This window comes from Natrinema salinisoli, assembly GCF_020405205.1.
GTDB lineage: Archaea > Halobacteriota > Halobacteria > Halobacteriales > Natrialbaceae > Natrinema > Natrinema salinisoli.
The window spans coordinates 1,441,799-1,464,428 of record NZ_CP084469.1; the positions used below are offsets into that span (position 1 = coordinate 1,441,799).

Consider the following 22,630-nt stretch of genomic DNA (forward strand, 5'->3'; position numbering starts at 1 on the left):
AGAGCCGACGATGACCATCGTCGGGATCGACGATACCGACTCGCGCGAGCGGGGGATGTGCACGACCTACGTCGCCGCGACGATCGCCGAGCGACTGCGCCGCGAGGAATCGACCGTCGCCCGCCTGCTCCTCGTGCGACTCAACCCCGCCGTGGAGTACAAGACCCGGGGCAACGCGGCGCTGGCGATTCACACCGACTGCGATCCCGATCGCGCGTTCGCGGTCGCGCGCGACCGACTCGAGTCGCTGGCCGAAACCGAGGACGAACGGACGAACCCCGGACTGGTCGTGGCGGACCACGACCCCGCTGAGAGGTCGATTCCGGACGAAATCGGTCGGTTCACGCGGACGGCGATCCGCGACCACCTCGAGCCGGCCGACGCCGCGGCGCTGATCGACCGCCACGGCTATCGGTCGTGGCACGCCGGCGACGGTCGCGGCCGGATCGGCGCGCTGGCCGCGATCGGGGCCTGGAGGGCGCTCGAGGAGTGGACTCACGAGTACATCTCCTATCGCGAGCCCGATCGCTGGGGGACGCCCCGCGACGTGGATCACGAGAGCGTCTTCGCCGCGGCGGAGTCGGGCTATCCAGCGGTCTGGGATACGGTCGATCGCGGCGAGGACGAAACCGTCTGCGTCCCGCACACGCCCGGTCCGATCCTGCACGGAATCCGCGGCGACGATCCGGACGCGGTCCGGGCGGTCGCCGAGCGCATCGAGAGCGAGCCCGTCGCGACGAGTCGGCGCTTCGTGACCAATCAGGGGACGGACGTCCACCTTCGTGACGGCTCGATCGAGGACGTCGAGGACGGACGCGCCTACCGACTCGAGGGCCGGGTAGCGAGCGAGCCCGAAACGCGCCGCGGCGGGCACGTGTTCGTCGATCTGGAGTCGCCGCGGGAGGCGGGTTCGGGAGACGGGAACTCGGAAAATTCGGACGAGCGCCTCACCTGCGCGGCGTTCGAGCCCACGAAACGGTTCCGCGATCGGGTGCGCGCGCTGCGAGTCGGCGATCGGATCACCGCCTGCGGCGAGATCTCCGAGGGGACGCTCAAACTCGAGAAGTTCGCCGTCCGCGACCTCGTGCGGACCGAGCGCGTGACGCCGACCTGCCCCGACTGCGAGCGAACGATGAAAAGCGCCGGTCGGGACCAGGGGTATCGCTGTCGCGACTGCGGAACCGGGACGGACGGGAGGGTCGAACGCCCGCTCGAGCGCGACCTCGAGGAGGGCTGGTACGAGGTCCCACCGTGTGCGCGTCGACACATCGCGAAACCGCTCGTCAGAGGCGGGTTCGATGCGCGGACGCATCCGGAGCGGTAGCCTCGGTCGATCACCGATACTCAGCGCACGGTGACGCCGTGACGCGTGAGGAACTCGCTCGCGTCCTTGATCTCGACGGGACTGCCGATGATCCGGCAACGGTCGTCCCCGTCCGGAACGATGGTGACCGTAAACTCCTCGTCGAGCTGCGACTCGAGTCCCTCGAGTGTCTCCCGCGGGAGGACGATCTGGGTGCTGTCACGCAGCTGCGACGCGGTTGGCATAGCTAGTCGGTCCATAGCCCGTCGTTTATGTGTGTCGAAATCGAGTTAGTATCGGTAATTGAGTCGTGTCGTGGGGTTTCCTCCCGCGTCAGAACCTTCGGCCTGAAAGAGCAACCCGACAACCGGTTGTTCCAACGCTGTACCGTCCTCTGTTACGGTGGCCGCAATCGCCCGTATACCGGCATCAGCTCGTTCCGTGGACCGTCACCGTCCGCGTGTCGCTCGCATGCGGCGAGCGCACCGTTACCGGAAACGTGTCGTCGTTTCGCACGGGATAGGTTTCGTACCCGAGCGAAACCGTCGTCGTCTCGCCGGGTGCGAGCGTCACGCTCGTGACATCGACGACCTCGGGCGTCCGGCCGACCACGAGTTCGACGTCGTGGGTCCCGGCGGCGTCTCCGACGTTCTCTACTGCGGCAGTGGCCGAAAGCCACTCACCGCCGGTCACCGGCGCGTTCGTCCCGGTTACCGAGACTGCGAACGTCACTTGACCGCTCTCTTCGTTCCCGTCCCCGCTACGGCCGTGAACGAGCACCGATTGCGAGGCAGTATCGTCGCCCGTCCGCACCCGAACGGGGAACTCGTCGTCGTTTTCCACGGGATACGTCTCGTACCCCAGCGAAACCGTCGTCGTATCCCCCTCATCGACGGTCACCGACTGCGTATCCACCGTCGTCGGATCGTGGCCGACGACGAGTTCGACGTCGCGGCCGGCCGGTCCGTTACCCGTGTTCTCCAGCGTGGCCGTCACCTCGAGCCGCTCCCCGCCAGTCACCGGCGTATTCGTCTCGAGGCCCGTCACCTCGAGCTGTCCCTGTGAACCGGCGTCGTCTGTTCCGATGACGGTGACGTCCGTCTCCGAGGCGTCGGTTCGCGTCTCGACGCGAACGGGAAACGTCTGCGTGTTGCGGACGGTGGCAGTCGTGAACTCGAGCCGGACGGTCGCGGTGTTCCCCGCGAACACCTCGAGCGTTTCGCTGTCGACGTGCGTGGGATCGTGGCCGACGATCAGGTCGGCCGCCACGTCGACGAACCCGTGATACGTGGAGTTACCGTCGATTTCGATCTCGGCCTCGACGAGGAGGTCCTCGCCTGCCCGGACCGGCGCGTTCGTGCCGGTAATCGTGGCACCGCGCCACGCGATGACCGACGGGCCCTCGGTGCGGGCGGTCGATAGCCGGCCGTCGCGACACGCGACCCACCCCATCATCGGATACTCACCAATGAACCAGATGGCGTCCCCGCCGGTCGTCTCGTACGTCACCGTCGCCGTCGACCCCGACAGGTCAGCGTTATCGACGTACGTCGCGTTGCGGCCCTCCTGCCAGAAGAGCTGCTGGAGCGTCTCGTGATCGTCGGCCGCGGACGCGGACACCTCGATCTCGTCGCGGACGGTGATCGTGGCGTCCGGTCCCGGGTCAGGCGTCACGTCGACGCTCGGTGAGCCGGGGGCCGCCTCGGTGACCTCGACGGTCCAGGAGACGGACCGCCCGTCGACGGTCACGCTCACCTCGCAGAGCCCCGGCTCCTCGAACCGACCGTAAGCGGCCGGCTGTCCCGTTACGTGGGTATAACTGTAGAACGGCGCGCCCGGGTCGATCTCGTTCCCAGTGCTAGCATCGATTCGCCACTCCGTTGCAGTCGGTTCGACGCCGGGAGTCGCCGCGGCTTCGAAGAGGATCTCACCCCCCGGTCGAACTGTCGTCGCGTCGTCGACCGGGCAGACGCGCTCGAGCGAAACTGTCTGCGCGGTTCCGACCCTCGTCGGCGCGAGCGCGCCCATGCTACCCCCCACCGCCGTAACGTATTCTCGCCGCCGCATACGGTATCACTCGTCATACAGGGCGGTATAGCTAACACAACCTTGGCGATACGAACGCACTTGATGAAACGAGTATGTCGCTCACCGAGAGGTCGTGACTGACACGTTTGTCTCGCCAGGGCCGCTAAGACGAATCACGAGTTGGTTCGGTACCCCGTCGCTTCCCTTCCCTCAACGTGTGTCTCGAAAGGGTTTTTCGGCCCGGCCGGTTGCATACTGACAAATGGGGCTCGAGGACGAAATCGAGGAAATCGAGGACGAAATAGCCAATACGCCCTACAACAAGTCGACGGAGGCCCACATCGGCCGGCTGAAGTCGAAGCTCGCGGAGAAGAAGGAGAAACTCGAGACCCAGCAGTCCGGGTCGGGTGGCGGCGGCGGCTACTCCGTCGAGAAACACGGCGATGCCACGGTCGCACTGGTCGGATTCCCGAGCGTCGGCAAGTCCTCGCTGCTGAACTCGCTGACCAACGCCGAAAGCGAGACGGGGTCCTACGAGTTCACGACGCTGGACGTCAATCCGGGGATGCTGAACCACCGCGGCGCGAACATCCAGTTGCTCGACGTGCCGGGACTGATCGAGGGCGCGGCGGCCGGGAAAGGCGGCGGCCAGCAGGTGCTCGCGGTCGTTCGGAACGCCGACCTCATCATCTTCATGCTCTCGGTGTTCGAACTCGAGCAGTACGACCGGCTCCAGGAAGAGCTGTACGACATCAATATCCGCGTCGATCAGGAGCCCCCGAAAGTCACGGTTCGCCCGAAGATCAAAGACGGCATCAAGATCACCTCGAGCACCGAGCAGGACCTCGACGAGGATACGATCAAGCAGGTCATCCGCGAGCACGGCTACGTCAACGCCGTCGTCAACCTGCAAGAGAACGTCACCATCGACCGGCTGGTCGACGGGCTGATGGAGAACCGCGAGTACATCCCATCGATCACCTGCGTCAACAAGGTCGACCTGATCGATCCCGACTACAAGGAGACGGTCGACGAGCAGTTGCGCGAGCGCGACTTAGATCCCGAGGAGGTCACCTTCATCAGCGCCGAGGAGGAGAAGGGCCTCGACGTACTCAAAGACCGAATCTGGGAGCGACTGGGTCTCATCCGGGTTTACATGGACAAACCGGGCCGCGGGATCGACTGGGAGGAGCCGCTCGTCATCGAGCAGGGAACCACCGTCGGCGAGGCCATCGAAAAACTCGGCGGCGAGATGGAAGAGCGCTTCCGCTTCGCCCGCGTAACCGGTTCCAGCGCGGCCCACGACCAGCAACAGGTCGGGAAGGATCACGTGCTCGAGGACGAGGACGTGTTGAAGCTGATTCTGCGGCGATAACCGGGACGGCCCGGTCGCCCGCTCGTATCCGTCACCGCGCTCGCTTCGGAATAGTATTCGCGGAAAACGATTTAAATAATTACAGATATTCTGTATGATAGAGTTTAGGCCACTAATACGGCCATTCACATATATCTCCTCAGTCTAAAATGATTGATTTGACAGTATTCGGATCGGAACGGTGAAGAATATACGACAGCCCGAAGACTAGGTACGTATGGCTGAATTCGGCGCACTCTCGCTGGCTCCGCCGCTGCTCGCGATCGTCCTCGCGATCTGGACGCGGCGGCCGATCCTGTCGCTGTTCCTCGGGATCTGGTCGGGCGGAGTCATCGCGACCGGAAGCATCGGCATCGGACAAACGTTCGAGTGGATCACCGGAGCGATCGCGGACGTGTTCCACGCGAATATCCTAGTGTTCACCCTCCTGCTCGGATCGGGCGTGGCGCTGATCTGGCGACTCGGTGGCGCGAGCGCCGTCCGCAACTGGGCGACGAGCCGGCTCGAAACCCAGCGCAAGACCGGGTTGGCGACGTGGGGGCTGGGAATACTCCTGTTTTTCGACGATTACGCCAACACGGCGATCGTCGGCAGTACGATGCGCGAGATTTCCGATCAGATGCGGATCTCCCGCGAAAAACTCTCCTACATCGTCGACTCGACTGCCGCGCCCGTCGCGACGATCGGGCTCTCGAGCTGGGTCGCGTTCCAGCTCTCGATGATCGACGAGGGATACACTGCCCTCGTCGACAGCGACGACTACGCCGTCACCGCGGCCGACACACCGGGCGTGTTCGAGACGTTCGTCGGCTCGATTCCGTTCAACACGTACTCCCTGCTCGCGATCGTCATGGTGGGGGTCATCGTCCTCTCACAGCGCGACTACGGGGAGATGCTCGACGCCGAGCACCGATCCTGGCAGACCGGGAAGGTAAACCGCGACGAGGCACAGCCCCTCCAGGAAGTCGAGAAGGATCTGGGCTCGCCGATCGAGGATCGGCCGATGCTCCGGACGTTCTTCGCACCGATCGTCGTCCTGGTCGCGGTCACGCTCTCCGGGGCGTTCTGGACCGGCTATCAGTCGTGGCTCGACGAACAGGCCGAGGCGGACGCGACGACGTCGCTCGAGACCGCCATCGGAAACGACGGCGTCATCCAGATACTGGTCGACGTCGTCGGCGCGGGGGATTTCGCCGCCGCGCTCGTCTGGGGCTCGTTCGCGATGGTCGCGACCCTGATCCTCATCGGACTGGCCTACGACCTCTTCGACCTCGGTGACAGTGTCGACACGATTCTAGACGGCTTCTCCCTGATGCTGACCGCGGTGACGATCCTGGTCCTCGCCTGGGCGATCAGCGCGGTCGCCGAGGAACTCGGCACGGGAAGATACGTCGCTGGCGTCGCGGAAGGGGTCGTCTCGCCGGCCGTCCTCCCGATCGTCGTGTTGCTCGTGTCCGCCTTCGTCGCGTTCACCATGGGCTCGTCGTGGGCGACGATGGGCATCGTCACGCCGATCTCGATCCGCGTCGCCTACGAACTCACCGGCACGTTCGAACTCATGCCGGTGATGGTCGGGGCGGTGTTCTCGGGCGCGATCTTCGGCGATCACTCGTCGCCGATCTCCGACACCTCGGTGCTCTCGGCGACGTTCACCGGGGCCGATCTCATCGATCACATCCGCACGCAGCTCTACTACGCCGGAACCGTCCTGTTCGTCGTGGTCGTCTGTTACGCGCTTTACGGCTTCCTCGGCGTTCCGTGGATGGTCTTCCTTCCCCTCGGAGTCGTCCTGCTTGTCGGACTCGTCTACGGGCTCTCGGAGATCGACGCCCAGCGCAAGGGCCTCGCTCCCAGGGCCTCCTCGACCGACGTCGACCGCACCGGTCGAGAGCCCGAGGCCGAACCCGGATCCGCCCCGGAAGACCTCGATTAGACCGCCGTCTCCGCCATATTTTTGCCGTCCGCAAGACAGAGCTAGCGTATGGACGGAACGCTCGACCACACGATGATCCGCGTCGCCGACCTCGAGGAATCGCTCGACTGGTATCGGACCCACCTCGAGTACGAGGAGAAGGATCGCCACGAGGGCGACGGCTTCACCATCGTCTATCTCGGGCCCGAGGAGATGCACGAGGAGGGAGCGATGCTCGAGATCACCCACAACGAGGGCGAGGAGCCCGAGGTGGGCGACGCCTGGGGACACATCGCGGTACGGGTCCCGGAGGGCGAACTCGAGGACTACTACCAGCAGCTCATGGACGAGGGCGTCGAGGACTACCGCGATCCCCAATCCTGTGGGGGCCGCTACGCCTTCGTCAAAGATCCCGACGGCCACGAGATCGAGATCGTCCAACGTGACGAGGGCGCGCTCTGGTCGCTCGATCACACCATGATCCGCGTCGAGGACGCCGACGAGGCGCTGGGCTTCTGGACGCGCAAGTTCGAGTACGACGAGGTCGGCCGCTGGGAGTCCGACACGTTCGCGAACTACTTCGTCGAGCCCACGGACGCCGCTGACGAGGCGATGTCCGTCGAACTCACCTACAATTACGACGGCCGGAGCTACGACATGGGCGACGCCTGGGGCCACCTCTGTGTCCGCCTCGACGACCTCCACGAGGACTGGGACCAGCTCCTGGTGCGCGAAGCCGCGGACTACCGCGATCCCGAGAGCTGTGACGACATGTACGCCTTCACGAAGGATCAGGACGGCCACGAGATCGAACTCATCGAGCGCGACCTCGAGGCCGATTCGCTGTTCCCGTTCTAAACCGGCCGCGTTCGGGTCTCGGCGGGAGCCTCGATCGCTCTCCGTCTCGTGCGAAGCGGACTGCTATTTCGGGCGCAATCCCCTCTCGAGGAGTTACAGGTCGGGTATCGGAACGACGACGACCGGCCGGTCCGCGTCGGCGAGAACCCGTCGCGCGGTCGATCCGAGCGTGCGCGTCGCGTCGGGATCACCGCTGTGCGTTCCGATGACGATTTCGTCGACGTCGGAGGCCGCCGCTGCCTCGCGGAGCGCCTCCGCAGGGGTCCCGGTTCGAAGTTCGGTCTCGACCTCGCCGACGGTCGCGAGCCGAACGGGGGCGACGTTGAGCGCTTCCTCGCCGTCTCGGCGGGCGGTCGGGTCGTCGGGCGATTCGACGGCGATCACGGTGACGGTGTCGTCGGGACCGGCCCGATCGACGAGGTAGTCACAGATCGCTGCCGTCGTATGGACGGAGTCGGTTCCAGCGAGGTACTGCACAGCGGTACTTCGGTGAGGGCCTCGAAGAAACCTGCGGACCGCACGCGCGACGCACCGGAACAGCGGTGGATTTTCCGACCCAGAAAACGCGCTCGTAGTACTAATACGACGGCACGAAACGACGCACACGGGGGACGAGAGATCATCCCCACATCCCGATCCCCCGAACTTCCCCGCATCCGATCATCCCAGGGCCGCGACGCGTGCCCGACACGTCCCCCCGACCGCCTCCTCGGGACGTGTCGCGTCGCTTGGCCCTCCTCACGTCACCGTCCCCGGTGACACTGGGATCGCTTCGGCCCGACACGGTTGCCGGTGAGCGACGAACCGATCAATGATTGCCGTACAGGGAGTAGGTAATCGCGACGAGGCCACACAGTCGACTCACGTTCTCGAGGAATGCGATGACGATCCGATCCGGACTGACGACCGTCGTGAGCACGACGTTGACGAGGAACGGACACAGCGTCAACAGGAGGAGTCCGATCGCGAGATAGAGCATCGACGAGGCATCGTTCCGTCGGTATCCCCGATAAGCCTGATAGGCGATAATCGTCCCGAAGAGTGCGACGAGGAAGAGGCTCGCAACGGTCAACAGCTCAAACAGGCTCGCCTGATCGATCCTGACGACGGTCCGACTCATCGCATCCCCTCCCACATGCGAGTGAACTTGTCGGCGACGTCTTCCTCACTGTAGGTCACGTCGAGCGAAAACGAGCCGTCGTCCAGCGAGAGCTCCAGTCTGTCGAGGTTCGCACTGTAGACGCTGTAGTGGTTGCCGTCGGGTGCGAGCTCCGTCTCTTCGGTAACGAGGTGACACTCCTCGAGGCGGTCGAGCCGCCGATAGATCGTCGGGAGGGAGGCGTCACACCGTTCGCTCAGTGTACTGGCAGACATGGGTTCGACGCTGGTGTGGGTGAGGATATCTCGCGCATACTCGTCGTCGAGCACTGCGAGCAGTGTCGATAGGTCGGTTTCCTCACTCACTGGTATAGCTGTTCGTTCCGGCATGGCTATCAAAAGCGGTCCGGTTTTTCTGGGCGAGAAAATACGGTCCCCAATCCCGCGGGGTGGCGAATACGTGTACGAACGCGTTCAACAAGCGCTCCAGCAGACGTAGCGCCGGCTGTCGAGCCCCCTCATCCACAGGAGCCGATCTCCGATCCCCGTCCAGTCCGACGTTTCGGAAACTGGGTCGGTAGATTCCGTCTATCGATATGACGGACACGATCACGGAGTGGAGCGAGGGGCCGACGGACCGTCGTATCCGGCCGCGATCGGCCGGCTTCCGTTCAGTCTTGACCGTCTACCCACTCGAGCCAGCCGAACAGTCGCTCGAGCAGCCGTTCTTCGCCGGCAGCCGAAAACCGGTGCCCCTCGCCCGCGAAACGCTCGACGAGGACGTCGGTCTCGAGTCGCCGGGCGGCATCGAAGCTATCGACGGGGTCGACGACGTCGTCGGCACCGCCGTGAAAGATCGCTACCGGAATCGCGAGCATTTCTACGACGTCCGCGAAGGGGTACCGCTCGAGGGCGTCGAAAAACCGGTGGTCGATTCGCTCCCCGGTATCGAACGTCCACTCACCCTCGCGGTCGACGATCGCTCGATACTCGTCGAACGTCTCGGTGGTAGACACGGGCGCACGTGTGGCGACCGCATCGACCCGGTCGTCCTCGGCGGCGGCGTGGAGCGCGACTTTGCCGCCGAAGCTCGAGCCGAACAGGACGTAGCTGCTCGGGTCGAAGTAGTCCACGACGTGGCGAAGATCAGCGAGCCGCGCCTCGAGCGTCGAGTCGACGAACTCACCGGCGGACTCGCCACAGCCCCTGGCGTCGAACCGGACGGCGTTGTACCCCGCCTCGCGAGCCCGCTGACACCGCCGTTCGTAGCTGCCGGACTTGTCACTGCGAAGGCCGTGGCAGAAGACGAGCCAGTCGTCGGAATCACTCTCGTGATGGACGGCCGCGAGCGTCGGAGTCGAATCCGTCCCAGTTGCCATCCCCTCGATCGGGATGCTGTGTGATTGGGGCATTCGTTTCTCGACGGACGGTTCCGAACACCTTGACAGCGGTGGTCCGGCAAGCGGTGTCCGGCCGCTTCTGTCGACCGATGCGCTCCGGGGACCTGGTCTCGAAACGGCGACGGTCCCGACGACCATCAAGGCTTTTTCTGACCGAGAAAATGGCAGTACGTAATTATGTATTGCTGCTACGAACCGCCGCCGCATGGCAGTATGGCCACTCGAACGACTTTCGCGGCGACAGCAAGTCGCTATCGCGGCAGCACTCGCTATCGCCACAGGGGCGCTCGTCGCCCCGCAGGTGTACGGAGAGACGACGGACGACGACGGAACCGTCGCAGTGATCGAAGTAAACGGCATCATCACCTCGAACACGGCCCAGGAACTCGAGACGGAACTCAGGGACGCGCGACACAACGATTCGGTGAGCGCGGTCGTCCTCGACGTCAATAGCGGCGGTGGCTCGCCCGGCTCGAGCGAGCGAATGTACATGGCGGTCGAGCGAACGGCGCAAGAAATACCGGTTATCGCGGCCGTCGACACGATCGGGGCCTCCGGCGCGTACTATACGATGCTGCCGGCCGACGAAATCTACGTTACCCCGACCGCCGAGGTCGGCAGCGTCGGCGTGATCGGACCCGCGCCACAGCCCACCGGACCGAACGAGGGCGCGAGCGCGCCCGACAAGGGCTCGTTCCACCCCGACGACCACCGGGAACAGACCGAGACGATCAAACGATCGTTCCTCGAGAGCGTGATGGAACAGCGCGGTGACGAGATCGAACTGAGCCGCACGAAAGTGGCTCACGCACAGACCTATCCCGGTATCGAAGCGGTCGAAAACGGGTACGCCGACGAAATCGGTACCGTCGACGACGCGATCGCCGATACCGCCGAGGAGGCCGGATTAGGATCGTACGACGTTGAAATCCGCGAATCCGAACGACAACAGAACTTGCCGTTCGGGCTCGGAGCGTCCGACGGCGGTGACCGGACCGCCGGCGAGTCCGGGGACTCGGCGATAAACCCACACCGTTCGCTACTCGTGACGCCCGATCTCTGGAACGCACTATTCATCGGTAACAGGACGAACACGGCGACGGAGCAGGCGCGTACGAGCGTCGAACCGAACGAGGCGGCTACCGACGACGGGGGTGACGGGTCATGAGTTCGACGACGACCCTCCTCGGAACGTTCGTCGCAGTCTTCGTCCTCATCGTCGGTGCAGTCTCCGTCGGTGGGCTGGTCGTCCACGACGGCACGCCAGAGCCAGCCGAGGTCGATACGGACCACTGGGACTCGGAGACGATCGTCCCGGAACAGGCCCCCGACGGCGGCGAGATCGAGATGGATAGCACCGAATCGGGGAAGACGATCGTGGTCAACGCGGGGAGTTCCTCGACATCCAGTTTCGGCATGGGACCGTCGCTTCCGATCAGAGACGATGGGCCCAATCACCGGCTCTCCGTCGGTTCGCTCGGCGGTGTGGACAGAGACGTGAACCCGCTCGTCTCAGCGCTCGTCGAAAACGGCCACGAGGTCGTCTTCTACGACGGCGGTCCCACGTCGAACGTGAAGCTCAGTCAAACCCTCGAGGACGCCGACGCCTTCCTGACGGTCGGTTCCGCGACCTACACGCCGACGGAACGCAACACCCTCGAGCAGTTCATCGATTCCGGGGGTCGGACCCTCATCGTATCCAATCCCGGCAGTACGGGTGACACCGCCCAGATCGCTTCGGCGGGCGGAGTGTACACCCATTCCGGCTACCTGTACAACCTCGAGGAAAACGACAACAACCACCTCGGCGTCTACGCCGAACCGACCGGCGACTCCTCGTTGACTGAGGGCATCGATCGAGTCGTACTCCGCGGGGCCACTCCCGTCGGAGCCAGCAGCGGTGAAACTGCCCTCGAGACGAGCAACGGAACGACGCTCTCGACGACCAGAGAGGCGGGCACCTACGGCGTCGCCGCTCGAAACGACAACGTCGCCGTAATCGGGGACGAGAGCTTCCTGACGCCCGAGAACGTCTACCGAGTCGACAACAACGTCCTCGCGGGCAACCTCGCGGACTTCCTGGTGACGGGCGAAGAACCGAATACCGACTTCGGCAACGGTTCGGGCGTCGGCGGCCCCAATCAACCACCGATGACGCAGCCGCCACAATCGGGCCAGACGTCCGGCTCGTCCTGACGGGGCACGTTCCCGTCAGTCGAGTGCGTCGAACGGCTGTATTCTAGTTTACAGGTATCGAACCGTTTATTCTTCCACATCGGGTCGGTTCGTCCATGACCCGCACGACCTATCAGTGTCCGTGTGGTGCACGCCTCGAGTTCAAACAGGATCTGGACAAAGAACCGGGGACGGTGACGCCGAACTGGAAATGCAAAGACTGCGGGACGCCGGTGCCGGGGATGACCGCCGAGAAGATCAGCCACCAGCATCCGTCCTGACCGCGTTCGAACAGAGCGGTACTCAACGAGTACGAATCGGTTCGTCCCGGAGGAACCGCAACGAGAGACCGGCGGATCGTCCGTGATTGCAATCGGAGCCGCCCTCGCTACTCCGGCGCGTGCGACTCGAACGATTCGTCCGTTTCGGTCCCGGGGACCGAAACACAGATTTAGCATCGTGCAACAGAATGGAACGAACTGATGAGGCGTGACGCCATCCGCACGAGCCGCTCTTGTCGCCGTTGTACCTGCCTCGAGCGACCGAACAGCGGCTGGACCGGAGGCCAGCGATCGGTAGCGACGATCCGGACGGACGCCGACCGGGTGATCGCGCCGTGACCGAGGTGGCGATCACGGACGCGATCGACGCCTACCTGCAGCGCAAGGCGGTCGGCGATCCGGACGGATCGGGCGCGGGAGCCTACGCGTCCAACGCGGAATCGATTCTCCGGCGGTGGGCCGACTGGCTCGAGGGCGAACACGGACTGACGTCGCTGTTCGCACTCGAGGTCGAACACATGCGCGCGTACGCCGGCGAACTCGATCGCCGAACCGGCCGGGGCGAGTACACGGCCTCGACCGCCAGCACCTACTACGCAGTGGTCCGGGCGTTCCTCTCGTGGTGTGTCCGCGGCGGGATTCTCGAGGCCAACCCCGCCGCGACCGACCGCGCGGAGGCCGCGCTGCCGACCGCCGAGCAGCGGCAGGGGAGCGACTTCTGGACGGCCGAGCAGCGTCGCGAGCTCGAACGCTACGTTCGCGAGCGTGCGCTCGAGGCCCCGTCCTCGGCGAGCGAACGCCGTAGCCGGTTGCGCGAGTACGCGATGGTCGCCGTCCTCGCCCACTCGACCGTCCGCGGTTCGGAGCTGTTCCGCGTCCCCGAGGACGATCGCCGGACGGGTGCGACCTGGGACGACGTGGACTTCTATACGGGAACGATCCGGGTGCTGGGGAAGTCCCAGCGACTCGAGGACGTGCCGCTTCCCGCCCGCGCACGGACGCCGCTCCGGCGGTATCGCGTCGTCCTCGATCCCCCCGCGAACGACTGGCCGTTGTTTCCGACGGCACACGCGCCGTCGATCGCCAGGCAGGTCCGGTCGGTCCTGCGCGAGCGGGGGTACGACGAGGAAGAAATCGAGACGCTGCTCGAGGACGCGACGGCGACGGAACTCGCCCGCGAGCGGTCGATCGCGCCCCCGGCGATCACCACCGAGGGTGCCCGGTCGGTCCTCAAACGGCTCTGCGAGGCGGCCGTCGTCGACGTCGACGGGAACTACCTGACCCCGCGGGGCATCCGTCAGGCACAGGAGGGTTCGGAGTACCGGCGCGAGGCGACGGCGTCGAAAGCGACGCTTCGCGCCACGGTCCCCGAGCGATCGATCGTCGTTCCCGAGGAGGAACCGACGTCGCTGGACATCGACCGAACCGTGATCGACATCGACGGGAGCGGCTCGGACGAGCCAGCGGACGAGTCCAGTACGTAGGGAAGGAGCGCGAATCGAGACGGACCTCCAGCACGTTCTGCAACAGCCGGATCGAAAATTCGTCGCGTGATACCCGCTGTCCTCAGACGACGAGCAGCCACAGGATCACCGTCAGGACGAGCGTCAACAGCAAGACGGTCGTCCCGATGCCGGTCCGGAGATGGATCGTCGACGGGCGGCCGCCGTCGGTCGGCTGGCGCTCGTCGACGTCGACCAGCCAGTCCGGGAGTTGGGCCGCGGCCGCGTCGACCGCGAGGACCGGATTGTTCCCGATCCAGTAGCAGCGGGTGACCGCGCCGACGACGGCGGCGTCCACGGCGGCGTAGGTCTCGGTGACGGCCAGCATCGTCCAGCGGCTGACGCTGTAGGTCGCCGGGTAGACGACCATCGCCGGATCGCCCAGATCGAGCTTCGAGAGCGGTTTGCGAACGACGGCGAACCCGACGAGGCCGATCGCCGTCAGGATTCCCGCGGTCTCGAGGTGACTGGTGCTGTAGGGATGGAGGTTGCTCTCGCCGCCGGGATACTCGAACGCGAAATCGGCCCCCTGGATCGTCGGCGCGAGATCGGCCAGCCCCTGCCACCAGACGCCGAAGAGGAGGCAGGCGCCGCCCAGACCGAGCATCGCGACGGTCTGGCCGGGTTTGGCGTCGGCGACCTCGATGTCGCTCTCGCCGTGGAGGAAGACGTAGTAGCCGAGCTTGATGAACGACAGCAGGGTTCCGATCGCGCCGAGGTAGAGCAGCCAGTACAGCGCCTGGAACTCCGGCTCGCCGTAATATTTGGGGCTTGGGTTGGCCGCGTCGAAAAGCATCCCCTTGCTCACGTAGCCGTTGAAGCCCGGAATCGCGGTGATCGAGAGCGCGCCGAGGCCGAACCCGATCGCGGTCAGGGGCATCTCGCGCCAGAGCCCGCCGAGTTTGTACAGGTCCTCCTCGCCGGTCCGGTAGATGACGACGCCGACGGCCATGAACAGCAGGCTCTTGAACAGGATGTTGTTGAACAGGTGGCTCATCGCGCCGGCGACGGCGAGCTCGGAGTACACCGTCGTCCCCATCCCGATCCCGGCGACGATGTATCCGAGCTGGGCCTGGATGTGGTAGGACAACAGCGCCCGCATGTCGTGTTGTAACAGCGCGAAGGTCGCGCCGTAGACGGCCATCAGACCGCCCATGTACGCGATGTAGATCCCGATGTCGCTCTGGGCATCGACCGGGAAGGCCCGGTAGAGGACGAACGCGCTCGTCTTCGTCGTGTACACCGAGAGGAAGACGGAGGCCGCGATGTGCGGTCGCGGGTACGTGTCGGGCAGCCAGGTGTGGAACCCGACGAAGGCGACGTTGACGCCCATTCCCAGCACCGCGAGTATCGCCGGGATCCCGTTTGCGATTCCAGTATCACTGTAGACGAACGTTCCGACCTCGACGTAGTGGACGGCGACCGCCATCATCACCAGCACGCCGCCCGTGCCGTGGAAGAGCGCGTACCGGAAGCCGGCCCGGACCGCCTCGCCGCCGTAGTGCCAGACCACCAGCGTGCTGGTCACGGCCATCAGCTCCCACATGAACAGGAGGACGAGCCAGTCGCCGGCGAAGGCCGCCCCGATCGACGAGGAAACGTACACGAGCGCGAACGCGACCAGCGTCTTGCTCGCCTCGCTCGAGTAGGCGTAAATAACGCTGCAGACGCCGAGGAAGCCAAGCCCGAGGCCGACCATCCGGGAGAAGTCATCGACGTAGAACGGGACGACCCGCTCGAACCCGAGGAAGGTCCCCGCGAGATGCTGCCCTTCGGGCGCGACCAGCGAGATGGCCAGCACGGCGGCGAGACTGAGCGCGCCGACGGCGAAGCCGGCGAGGCGCGGCAGGACGAGCACGAGCAGCGCCGCGGCGAAGACCAGTAGCGGCGGGTACGCCAGCGACAGGAGTTGGGCTTCCATCAGTTGTTCACCTCCGTGAGTACCTCATCGAGCGGATCACCGATCAGGTCCTCGAACGGCATGCCGAAGACGTCCTCGACGATTCGGAAGGCCAACTCGAGGAAGACGGCGTAATCGGGGCCGATCCCGAGGACGATCGCACCCGTCGCGATCACGGCGATGGGCGCGAGCATGAGCCACGTACTCTCGGCGAACGGCGAGCGGCGTTGCCAGCCGGCAGCCGGGGGCCCGCCGGTGAGGTGGTCGTCGTGGTCGCCGTGGTGGTCGACGCTACTGACGTGATCCTCGGACTCGGTGTCTGCGTCGTCGGGGGCCGTGTGATCGCTCGGGTTCTGATCGACGGCGTACTCGAATTCTTCCTCCGTAGCGGGCTCCGAATCCGACGCGTCGGCCGCGTCGGTCCGGTCGGTCGGCTCCCCGCCGTCGGCGGCGACCGGTTCCTCGTCACCGCCGTAGGATCGGAACAGGCCGCCCCGCGGGAACTCGAGGACGGGTTTCGCGTCGTGGCGGTCCTCGCTCTCGAAGAAGGCGGTATAGACGACCGGCCAGAGGTATCCGATGTTGAGCACGGCCGAGAGCAACAGCGCCGCGGCGAAGAGCCAGTAGCTGCCGCCGACGACGCCGGCGCCGATCAGCATGTAGAACTTGCTGACGAAGCCGGCGATCGGCGGGAGTCCGGCCATACCGGCCGCGCCGACTGTGAACGCGGTCATCGTCAGCGGCATCCGTTTGCCGATGCCGGCCATCTCGCTGATGTAGTCGGTGTGGGTTTCGACGTGGATCGCGCCCGCACAGAAGAACAGCGTGAGCTTCGCGAACGCGTGTGCGGGGATGTGGAACAGCGCCCCGGCCATCGCGGCTGGGTGCAGCATCGAGAGCCCGAGGACGATGTACGAGAGCTGTGCCGTGGTTGAGTACGCGAGCCGGCGCTTGAGGTGATCTTTCCGCATCGCGATGATACTCGCCGCGGTCAGCGTGAACGCAGCGACGATGGCAACTGGGATGTTCAGCCCGACCTCGCCGATACCGGGCACGTCCAGCGGCAGGTCGTGGATCAGTCCGGGCCCGTGTACCTCGAGAATGACCCGGGCGACGCCGAACGCGCCGGACTTGACGACCGCGACGGCGTGGAGCAGCCCGGAAACCGGCGTCGGCGCGACCATCGCGTCGGCGAGCCAGGAGTGCAACGGCATCAGCGCCGCCTTGACGCCGAAACCGGCGATGAGCAGGAAGAAGGCGGCCTGCGCGTAGACCGGTTCGGCCTGGGCGGCCGTCGCGAGGGCTTCCATCCCGCCCGCTTCGAAGGCGGTCGTCGGTGTGCCGACCTGGTTCGTCAGCCAGTAGACCATGACCGTGCCGGCGAGCAGGAAGACCCCGCCGCCGAAGAACGTGTACGTGAGGTACTTCCGGCCGGCGATGCGGGCTTCGTTGTCCTCGTTGTGAGCGACCAGCGGGTAGGTGACGAGCGACAGGAGTTCGTAAAAGACGAAGATCGTCACCAGATTCGCCGCGAACGCGATCCCGACGGCGGCCGAGAGGCTGGCCGCGAAGGAGGCGAAGAAACGCGTCTGGGAGTGTTCGTCGAGCCCGCGCATGTACCCCGTGGCGTAGAAGGACGTGAAGATCCAGAGGAAGCTCGCGAGCAGCGCGAAGAAGATCCCCAGCGGATCGGCCCGCAGGGCGAAGTCGATTCCCTCGAGGAACTGGATCCCCGTAGACTCCTTGAGACTCCATTTGAAGACGTCGCCACCCATGACCGCCGGGAGCATGCTGGCGACGATCCCGAACTTCGCGAGGGCGGCCAGTACGGACCACCCCTCCCGGAGGTTCGGACGGCGATGCGACGCGACGATCAGAGCGATTGCGACCGCCGACACCAACACGGCGGCGAGCGGTCGGATGTCTTCGACCATTAGTTGAACACCTCCGTCAGGAACGGATCGAGCAGGTCGGCGAACGTCCCACCGGCGAAGCCGAGCGCGATGGAGCCGAGCGCGGCGACGACGACGATCGCGACCATGCCGACGGAGACCGCGTCGTGGGTATTCGCCCCGCGGATGGCAGCGGCGGCCTCCGTATCGTCGACGGTGCGTTCGCCGGACTCATCGTCATCAGTGTCGCCGCCGTCGGTCGCGACCGATCCGGGTGCGTGAGGCGAATCGACCACGGCCGGCGGGGTGAAGTACATCTTCTCGAGCAGGCGGGCGGCGTAGGCGAGGGTGAGCATGGTACTGAGGAAGATCACGGCGGCGACGGGCCAGAGCTGGGATTCGACGGCACCGAGGGCGATGTACCATTTGCCGACGAAGCCGACGCCCGGCGGGACGCCGACCAGCGAGAACAGGAGGACGGCCATCGAACCGGCGACGAACGGCCGCTCTTTCGCGAGGCCGGCGTACTCGTCGACGGTGCGTGCGCCGTAGCTCGCTGCGACGAGTGCGACCCCGAGGAAGAGGCCGGCTTTCAGGAGCCCGTGCCCGACGAGGTGGATCGCGGCCCCGATAAACGCCGTCTCGGAGCTACCGGCGATGACGACTCCGTAGGCGGCGATGACCAGGCCGAACTGCGAGACCGACGAGTAGGCCAGCATCCGTTTGACTTCGGTCTGGATCACGGCGAGCGCAGTGCCCGCGAGGACGCTCACGCAGCCGACGGTGAGGACGATCGCGGCCGCGTTCGGCATGGCGGCGAGGTAGTCGACCTCGAAGACGGTGACGATCAGCCGGCCGAACGCGTACGCGGAGGCCGTCGAGACCAGCGCCGCGATCAGCGGCGTCACGCCGTCGGGGGCCTGCTGGTAGGCGCTGGGCTGCCAGGTGTGCAGCGGCCACTGGGCGACCTTGACGGCGAAGCCGACGACGATGAAGCCGAACCCGGTCCGAACTAACGTGGTATTCGCGTCTGGAATCGCCGTCGCGAGTTCGACCATGTTGAGCGTCCCCGTCGCCATGAAGACGAACGCGACGCCGATCAGGTACATCGACGCGGCGACGGTTCCCAGGATCAGGTACTTCAGGGACGCGACCGCCGCTTCGGGACCGTCGCCGCTCGCGACGAGCGCGTAGGTCGCGATGCTCGTGATCTCGAGGAAGACGAACAGGTTGAACACGTCGCCGGTCAGCGAGATGCCGAGCAAGCCGCCGACCAGCAGGAGGTAGGCGGTGTAGAACGTGTTCCCGCGGGGACCGCCGCGTCGGGTGTACGCGAGGACACCGGTTGCGACGGCCGTAATGAGCAGGACGATCAGCATCGAGAACTCGTCAGCGACGAGCTGGATTCCGAACTCGGGGGAGTAGCCGCCGAGCTTGTGGGTTTCCTTCCCGCCGGTGTAGACGACGGTCGCGAGATAGCCGGCCGCGCCGAACAGGCCGAGCGTCGTGAGTCCGGCGACGGGCCAGCCCGTTCGGTCGAACCGGAGGCCCAGCGCGATCGGGAGCGTCGCGGCGAGGATCGGGGCGACGATCAGCAATGGGAGGATCAGATCGACGTTACTCATCGGCACGCACCTCCCTGAGGGTGTCCTCGCGGAGCGTGCCGTACTCCGCGTAGATGCGGATGATCAGCGCCAGCCCGACCGCGGTCAGTGCGATCCCGACGACGATGGCGGTCAGCACGATGACCTGTGGGAGTGGACTGGCGACCATGAGTTTTCCGGGGTCTTTCGTAGCGGGGACGATCGGTGCGGATGCACCCTCGACGTCGATGTAGGCCATCGAGACGAAAAACAGGAAGATGGCCGTCTGGAAGAGGTTGACGCCGATCAGCTTCTTGACGAGGTTCTCGCTGGCGATCACCATGTAGATCCCGATTCCCAGGATGACGAACATCAGCACGTACGTGTAGTGACTGAAGAGGTACTCAATCATCGTCGCTCACCTCTCCCTCGGTCGGTTCGTCGTTCTCCTCGAGGCCGCCGGTCCCGCTCGGCCGATCCGGCGAGAAGCCCGCCGCCATCGTGAAGAAGAGACTGATGATGGTCCCCGTGACGATCAGCGAAATACCGCCGATCTCGACTGCCTCGAGCCCCCACTTGGGTTTCTGGCCGAAGACCTCGTAGAGCCGGTAGAACTCGAGGAAGTCCCCGCCGAGGGCGACCATCGCGAGGCCGACCGCGCCGAAGATGACGACGCCGCCGGTGATGATCCCGACGAGGAAGGTGTTGCGAAGCCACTGTCGGGTCGGTTCGATCCCGAAGGCGAAGGCGAGCATCAGCACCGTCACGCCGACGATAGTGCCGCCCTGGAAGCCGCCTCCGGGGGCGTCGCCCCCGTGGAAGGTCATGAACAGCCCGTAGGTGAGCGTAAACGGTGCGATGATCTTGACCGCGGTCATGATCACCTGACTCTCGGTGTACGTGTCGTCGATGGAGCCGGACATTAGGCGAACACCTCGCGTTTCAGGACGAGCAGGGTCGAGACGCCGGCGGCGAAGACGACGACCGCCTCGCCGAAGGTGTCGAACCCACGGTAGGCGGCGAGGACGGACGTGACTGCGTTCTGTACCTTCGTGTCGTTATACGTGTTCTGGATGTAGTACTGGGTTACGTCGCCGTTATCCCAGACCGGCGCATCCGTGACACCGACCTCGTACATCTCGGGCAGAACTGCGACGCAGAGCAGGACCACGAACGCGCCGACGACGGCGACCGCCGGCAGGTGGATCCGCTCTCTGAGCCGGTCGGTCGTGGGCCGGGTCGTGCGTGCGATCGTCAGCAACAGCAAGAGCGTGGTCACGCCGGCTCCGATCGCGGCCTCGGTCATCGCCACGTCGGGAGCCAGCAAGAAGGTGTAGAGAATCGCCATTCCGAGGCTGTACGCCCCGAAGACGATGATTACCGACAGGACGTCGCGAAACAGCGCCGTCGCGACGGCGGTCGCGAGGATGAACACCGCGAGGGAGTAGGCGAACAGACTCATGTCGTCTCACCGTCCGTTTCCGCGGGGCCGTCGGTTTCGTCCGCGTCCGTCCCCTCGTCGGCGAGGAGCGGTTCGACGCCCGTCTCCGCCGCGGACCGGGCGATCGCGTGGGCCGCCGTCGGGTTCGTGATGAACACGAAAAACAACAACAGGACGGTGTAGACCGCCGCCTGTTCCCAGCCGAAGGCCAGGGCGACGCCGGCGAGTGCGAAGCCCGCACCGAGCGTGTCCGTCTGCGAGGCGGTGTGCGCACGGGCGTAGATGTCCGGAAGGCGGATGACGCCGATCGTCGAGACGAGCGTGAAGAACACGCCCAGTCCCAGCAGGACCGCGATCAGCCAGAACCGGATCGTCTCGATCACAGCACACCACCCCGCTCGACGGTGAACTTCGAGATGGCGATCGACATCAGGAAGTTGAGCAGGGCGTAGATCAACGCGACGTCGAGGAACCACGCCTGATCGAGCCCCGCCGCGAGCAGCGCGAGGATGACCACTGTGTTCGTTCCGAGAACGTTTACGGCCAGCAGCCGATCCTGCGTCGTCGGGCCGACGACGGCCCGATAAAACACTGCGATCGCCAGAACGACGAACAATGCGGCCGCGACGAGGAAGACGTCCTCGAGCGACGCCGGCATCACAGCTCGTCACCCCCGACGATTTCCGCATCGTCGCGCTCGCGCGGCGAGGGAATCGCCGCCGAATCGCGGCCGTAGAAGACGTACCGGATGCCGCGCTCGAGGCCGCCGTCGAAGAGGTCCTCCTGGGCGGCGGGAATCAGCGTGTGGACGAGCAGTTGCTGGTTGTTCGCCCGCACGGTCAGCGTCCCCGGCGTGAGGGTGATGCTGTTGGCCAGCGCGGTCAGCGGCAGTCCGCTTCGGACCCGAGAGTTGACCCGCGTCAGCGTGGGCTCGATCGGCATCGACGGCCGGAGGATCACGGCCGATACCGCGATGTTGGCCTTGAGGATTTCCCAGAGCAGGTACGGTACGTAAATGGCGAACCGAACGATTCGGAGCGGCGACTGGACGCGATCAAGGGGCACGGTAAACGTCACCCGTGCGAGCGAGACGGCGACGATACCGGCGACCGCCGCCCCCGTGACCAGATCGAACCAGTAGGTGGGGTCGCCGAGTAGGAGATAGAAGCCGTAAGAAATCAGGAAGGCCGCGAACAGGCGGTCGAAGTCCTCGGTCCCGCCGGCGAGTCGTCCGCGCCGAGCCGATCGCTCGACCGGGGCTTCGTCGTAGGCCAGCCCGATGCGCTCGAGTTCGCGCTCGAGGGGCTGGAGCATCTGTGCGGTGACGCCGGGCTGGTACTCCGGATCGAGGATGACCCGGTCGATCCCGTGTTCGTCGGCGTAAGCGTCGAAGATTTCGGCGTAGTCCCGGGGACCGAAGAGGTACTCGTCCGCGCCGAGTCTGGCCGTTTCGATCGTCACGTCGGCCCCACCCGCGTCTTCCTCGACCCAGTTTCGCGCTCGCGAAAGCAGTCCGTCGGCGTCCTCGTCGTACTGGTCGCTCTCGGGGACGTCCGCGTCGTACGGCATCGCGACGACGAGGTGGCATTCGAGCGAGTCGGCCCCCTCGAGCCCCGATCGGACGGCGTATCCGACCGTTTGCCGGACGGTCACCGTGTCCGACAGCGGGACGAGCAGGCGTTCAACCGCCACGGCGTCTCCCTCCGGGTGACCGTCGTTGGATACTCATGGCTCTCGTTGGTATCCGAATCAAGCGGTAGCCGTAGGAAAACGATTTCGTTATTCGCCAGCAGCAACTCGATCCGCGGATTCTCGCGACCCGCTCGTCGCAGTCGGATCGGAACGACACCACCGGAGGGAGTGAAACCCGCAGACCCTGCTG

23 protein-coding genes are annotated in these 22,630 nt (G+C 65.4%); 8 read left to right on the plus strand and 15 right to left on the minus strand.

All coding sequences use genetic code 11. The features are described from left to right. The first annotated feature begins 10 nt into the window (after positions 1-10). Complete coding sequence (locus tag LDB05_RS07155) at positions 11-1,324, plus strand: tRNA(Ile)(2)-agmatinylcytidine synthase (RefSeq protein ID WP_226007232.1); 1,314 nt, start codon at positions 11-13, stop codon at positions 1,322-1,324. Positions 1,325-1,344: 20 nt separating this feature from the next. Here the strand turns inward: LDB05_RS07155 and LDB05_RS07160 are convergent, their stop codons facing one another. Continuing rightward, a complete protein-coding gene (locus LDB05_RS07160) occupies positions 1,345-1,548 on the minus strand; it encodes a VNG_1110C family protein (RefSeq protein ID WP_226007233.1) in 204 nt (67 codons plus the stop codon). Positions 1,549-1,732: 184 nt separating this feature from the next. Then, positions 1,733-3,370 carry a COG1361 family protein gene (locus LDB05_RS07165; RefSeq protein ID WP_226007234.1) on the minus strand — a complete coding sequence of 546 codons (1,638 nt, stop codon included), beginning with the start codon at positions 3,368-3,370 and terminating at the stop codon, positions 1,733-1,735. A gap of 223 nt (positions 3,371-3,593) precedes the next feature. Between LDB05_RS07165 and LDB05_RS07170 the strand changes: the two genes are divergently transcribed. From LDB05_RS07170 to LDB05_RS07180, 3 genes are all read left to right on the plus strand, one after another. Beyond that, positions 3,594-4,706, plus strand: coding sequence for an OBG GTPase family GTP-binding protein (locus tag LDB05_RS07170; protein ID WP_226007235.1), 1,113 nt, complete (start codon positions 3,594-3,596; stop codon positions 4,704-4,706). A gap of 217 nt (positions 4,707-4,923) precedes the next feature. After that, positions 4,924-6,639 (plus strand): Na+/H+ antiporter NhaC family protein, encoded by a 1,716-nt coding sequence (locus LDB05_RS07175; RefSeq protein WP_226007236.1) that lies wholly within the window; start codon positions 4,924-4,926, stop codon positions 6,637-6,639. A gap of 48 nt (positions 6,640-6,687) precedes the next feature. Beyond that, on the plus strand, positions 6,688-7,476 hold the full coding sequence (locus LDB05_RS07180) for a VOC family protein (protein ID WP_226007237.1): 789 nt from the start codon (positions 6,688-6,690) through the stop codon (positions 7,474-7,476). A 93-nt stretch (positions 7,477-7,569) separates the two neighbouring features. Here the strand turns inward: LDB05_RS07180 and LDB05_RS07185 are convergent, their stop codons facing one another. From LDB05_RS07185 to LDB05_RS07200, 4 genes are all read right to left on the minus strand, one after another. Beyond that, positions 7,570-7,953, minus strand: a complete 384-nt coding sequence (locus LDB05_RS07185) for a universal stress protein (RefSeq protein ID WP_226007238.1) — start codon at positions 7,951-7,953, stop codon at positions 7,570-7,572. Positions 7,954-8,284: 331 nt separating this feature from the next. Further along, positions 8,285-8,596, minus strand: a complete 312-nt coding sequence (locus LDB05_RS07190) for a DUF7521 family protein (protein ID WP_226007239.1) — start codon at positions 8,594-8,596, stop codon at positions 8,285-8,287. Then, positions 8,593-8,940 carry an ArsR/SmtB family transcription factor gene (locus LDB05_RS07195; protein WP_226007240.1) on the minus strand — a complete coding sequence of 116 codons (348 nt, stop codon included), beginning with the start codon at positions 8,938-8,940 and terminating at the stop codon, positions 8,593-8,595. Before LDB05_RS07195 ends, LDB05_RS07190 begins: the two co-directional genes overlap by 4 nt. 305 nt (positions 8,941-9,245) lie before the next feature. Next, complete coding sequence (locus LDB05_RS07200; RefSeq protein ID WP_226007241.1) at positions 9,246-9,986, minus strand: alpha/beta hydrolase family protein; 741 nt, start codon at positions 9,984-9,986, stop codon at positions 9,246-9,248. 193 nt (positions 9,987-10,179) lie between these two features. On the opposite strand from LDB05_RS07200, the gene LDB05_RS07205 reads away from it, so the two are divergent. From LDB05_RS07205 to LDB05_RS07220, 4 genes are all read left to right on the plus strand, one after another. Next, on the plus strand, positions 10,180-11,142 hold the full coding sequence (locus LDB05_RS07205) for a S49 family peptidase (RefSeq protein ID WP_226007242.1): 963 nt from the start codon (positions 10,180-10,182) through the stop codon (positions 11,140-11,142). Further along, complete coding sequence (locus LDB05_RS07210; protein ID WP_226007243.1) at positions 11,139-12,170, plus strand: hypothetical protein; 1,032 nt, start codon at positions 11,139-11,141, stop codon at positions 12,168-12,170. Before LDB05_RS07205 ends, LDB05_RS07210 begins: the two co-directional genes overlap by 4 nt. Before the next feature lie 95 nt (positions 12,171-12,265). Further along, entirely contained in the window at positions 12,266-12,430 is a 165-nt protein-coding gene (locus LDB05_RS07215; protein WP_226007244.1) for a hypothetical protein, read from the plus strand. Positions 12,431-12,765: 335 nt separating this feature from the next. After that, the gene (locus LDB05_RS07220; RefSeq protein WP_226007245.1) at positions 12,766-13,914 is read left to right on the plus strand and encodes a tyrosine-type recombinase/integrase; all 1,149 of its coding nucleotides are present in this window, start codon (positions 12,766-12,768) and stop codon (positions 13,912-13,914) included. An 82-nt stretch (positions 13,915-13,996) separates the two neighbouring features. Here the strand turns inward: LDB05_RS07220 and LDB05_RS07225 are convergent, their stop codons facing one another. Genes LDB05_RS07225 through LDB05_RS07265 form a run of 9 tightly spaced genes read right to left on the minus strand, consistent with a single transcriptional unit; the run spans position 13,997 to position 22,440 of the window. Beyond that, entirely contained in the window at positions 13,997-15,853 is a 1,857-nt protein-coding gene (locus tag LDB05_RS07225; RefSeq protein WP_226007246.1) for a Na(+)/H(+) antiporter subunit D, read from the minus strand. Continuing rightward, a complete protein-coding gene (locus LDB05_RS07230; RefSeq protein WP_226007247.1) occupies positions 15,853-17,766 on the minus strand; it encodes a proton-conducting transporter transmembrane domain-containing protein in 1,914 nt (637 codons plus the stop codon). The genes LDB05_RS07225 and LDB05_RS07230 overlap by 1 nt, the downstream gene beginning before the upstream one ends. Then, positions 17,766-19,349 carry a proton-conducting transporter transmembrane domain-containing protein gene (locus tag LDB05_RS07235; RefSeq protein ID WP_226007248.1) on the minus strand — a complete coding sequence of 528 codons (1,584 nt, stop codon included), beginning with the start codon at positions 19,347-19,349 and terminating at the stop codon, positions 17,766-17,768. Before LDB05_RS07235 ends, LDB05_RS07230 begins: the two co-directional genes overlap by 1 nt. Further along, entirely contained in the window at positions 19,342-19,719 is a 378-nt protein-coding gene (locus tag LDB05_RS07240) for a cation:proton antiporter subunit C (RefSeq protein WP_226007249.1), read from the minus strand. Before LDB05_RS07240 ends, LDB05_RS07235 begins: the two co-directional genes overlap by 8 nt. After that, entirely contained in the window at positions 19,712-20,230 is a 519-nt protein-coding gene (locus LDB05_RS07245) for an MnhB domain-containing protein (RefSeq protein ID WP_226007250.1), read from the minus strand. The genes LDB05_RS07240 and LDB05_RS07245 overlap by 8 nt, the downstream gene beginning before the upstream one ends. Next, positions 20,230-20,769: a DUF4040 domain-containing protein gene (locus tag LDB05_RS07250; protein WP_226007251.1), complete on the minus strand. Its 540-nt coding sequence runs from the start codon at positions 20,767-20,769 to the stop codon at positions 20,230-20,232. The genes LDB05_RS07245 and LDB05_RS07250 overlap by 1 nt, the downstream gene beginning before the upstream one ends. Beyond that, a complete protein-coding gene (gene mnhG, locus LDB05_RS07255) occupies positions 20,766-21,131 on the minus strand; it encodes a monovalent cation/H(+) antiporter subunit G (protein WP_226007252.1) in 366 nt (121 codons plus the stop codon). The genes LDB05_RS07250 and mnhG overlap by 4 nt, the downstream gene beginning before the upstream one ends. Beyond that, a complete protein-coding gene (locus LDB05_RS07260) occupies positions 21,128-21,406 on the minus strand; it encodes a cation:proton antiporter (RefSeq protein WP_425498594.1) in 279 nt (92 codons plus the stop codon). Before LDB05_RS07260 ends, mnhG begins: the two co-directional genes overlap by 4 nt. Continuing rightward, the gene (locus LDB05_RS07265) at positions 21,406-22,440 is read right to left on the minus strand and encodes a monovalent cation/H+ antiporter subunit E (RefSeq protein ID WP_226007254.1); all 1,035 of its coding nucleotides are present in this window, start codon (positions 22,438-22,440) and stop codon (positions 21,406-21,408) included. The genes LDB05_RS07260 and LDB05_RS07265 overlap by 1 nt, the downstream gene beginning before the upstream one ends. Positions 22,441-22,630: the final 190 nt, after the last annotated feature.

What these genes read in the sequence shown, in the direction of transcription:
- LDB05_RS07235 (WP_226007248.1), bottom strand. Translation starts at nt 19,349, where the DNA reads ATGAGTAACGTCGATCTGATCCTCCCATTGCTGATCGTCGCCCCGATC.
- LDB05_RS07240 (WP_226007249.1), bottom strand. Translation starts at nt 19,719, where the DNA reads ATGATTGAGTACCTCTTCAGTCACTACACGTACGTGCTGATGTTCGTC.
- LDB05_RS07205 (WP_226007242.1), top strand. Translation starts at nt 10,180, where the DNA reads ATGGCAGTATGGCCACTCGAACGACTTTCGCGGCGACAGCAAGTCGCT.
- LDB05_RS07230 (WP_226007247.1), bottom strand. Translation starts at nt 17,766, where the DNA reads ATGGTCGAAGACATCCGACCGCTCGCCGCCGTGTTGGTGTCGGCGGTC.
- LDB05_RS07225 (WP_226007246.1), bottom strand. Translation starts at nt 15,853, where the DNA reads ATGGAAGCCCAACTCCTGTCGCTGGCGTACCCGCCGCTACTGGTCTTC.
- LDB05_RS07180 (WP_226007237.1), top strand. Translation starts at nt 6,688, where the DNA reads ATGGACGGAACGCTCGACCACACGATGATCCGCGTCGCCGACCTCGAG.
- LDB05_RS07155 (WP_226007232.1), top strand. Translation starts at nt 11, where the DNA reads ATGACCATCGTCGGGATCGACGATACCGACTCGCGCGAGCGGGGGATG.
- LDB05_RS07215 (WP_226007244.1), top strand. Translation starts at nt 12,266, where the DNA reads ATGACCCGCACGACCTATCAGTGTCCGTGTGGTGCACGCCTCGAGTTC.
- LDB05_RS07190 (WP_226007239.1), bottom strand. Translation starts at nt 8,596, where the DNA reads ATGAGTCGGACCGTCGTCAGGATCGATCAGGCGAGCCTGTTTGAGCTG.
- LDB05_RS07210 (WP_226007243.1), top strand. Translation starts at nt 11,139, where the DNA reads ATGAGTTCGACGACGACCCTCCTCGGAACGTTCGTCGCAGTCTTCGTC.
- LDB05_RS07260 (WP_425498594.1), bottom strand. Translation starts at nt 21,406, where the DNA reads ATGCCGGCGTCGCTCGAGGACGTCTTCCTCGTCGCGGCCGCATTGTTC.
- LDB05_RS07250 (WP_226007251.1), bottom strand. Translation starts at nt 20,769, where the DNA reads ATGAGTCTGTTCGCCTACTCCCTCGCGGTGTTCATCCTCGCGACCGCC.
- LDB05_RS07170 (WP_226007235.1), top strand. Translation starts at nt 3,594, where the DNA reads ATGGGGCTCGAGGACGAAATCGAGGAAATCGAGGACGAAATAGCCAAT.
- LDB05_RS07245 (WP_226007250.1), bottom strand. Translation starts at nt 20,230, where the DNA reads ATGTCCGGCTCCATCGACGACACGTACACCGAGAGTCAGGTGATCATG.
- LDB05_RS07200 (WP_226007241.1), bottom strand. Translation starts at nt 9,986, where the DNA reads ATGCCCCAATCACACAGCATCCCGATCGAGGGGATGGCAACTGGGACG.
- LDB05_RS07160 (WP_226007233.1), bottom strand. Translation starts at nt 1,548, where the DNA reads ATGCCAACCGCGTCGCAGCTGCGTGACAGCACCCAGATCGTCCTCCCG.
- LDB05_RS07175 (WP_226007236.1), top strand. Translation starts at nt 4,924, where the DNA reads ATGGCTGAATTCGGCGCACTCTCGCTGGCTCCGCCGCTGCTCGCGATC.
- LDB05_RS07165 (WP_226007234.1), bottom strand. Translation starts at nt 3,370, where the DNA reads ATGCGGCGGCGAGAATACGTTACGGCGGTGGGGGGTAGCATGGGCGCG.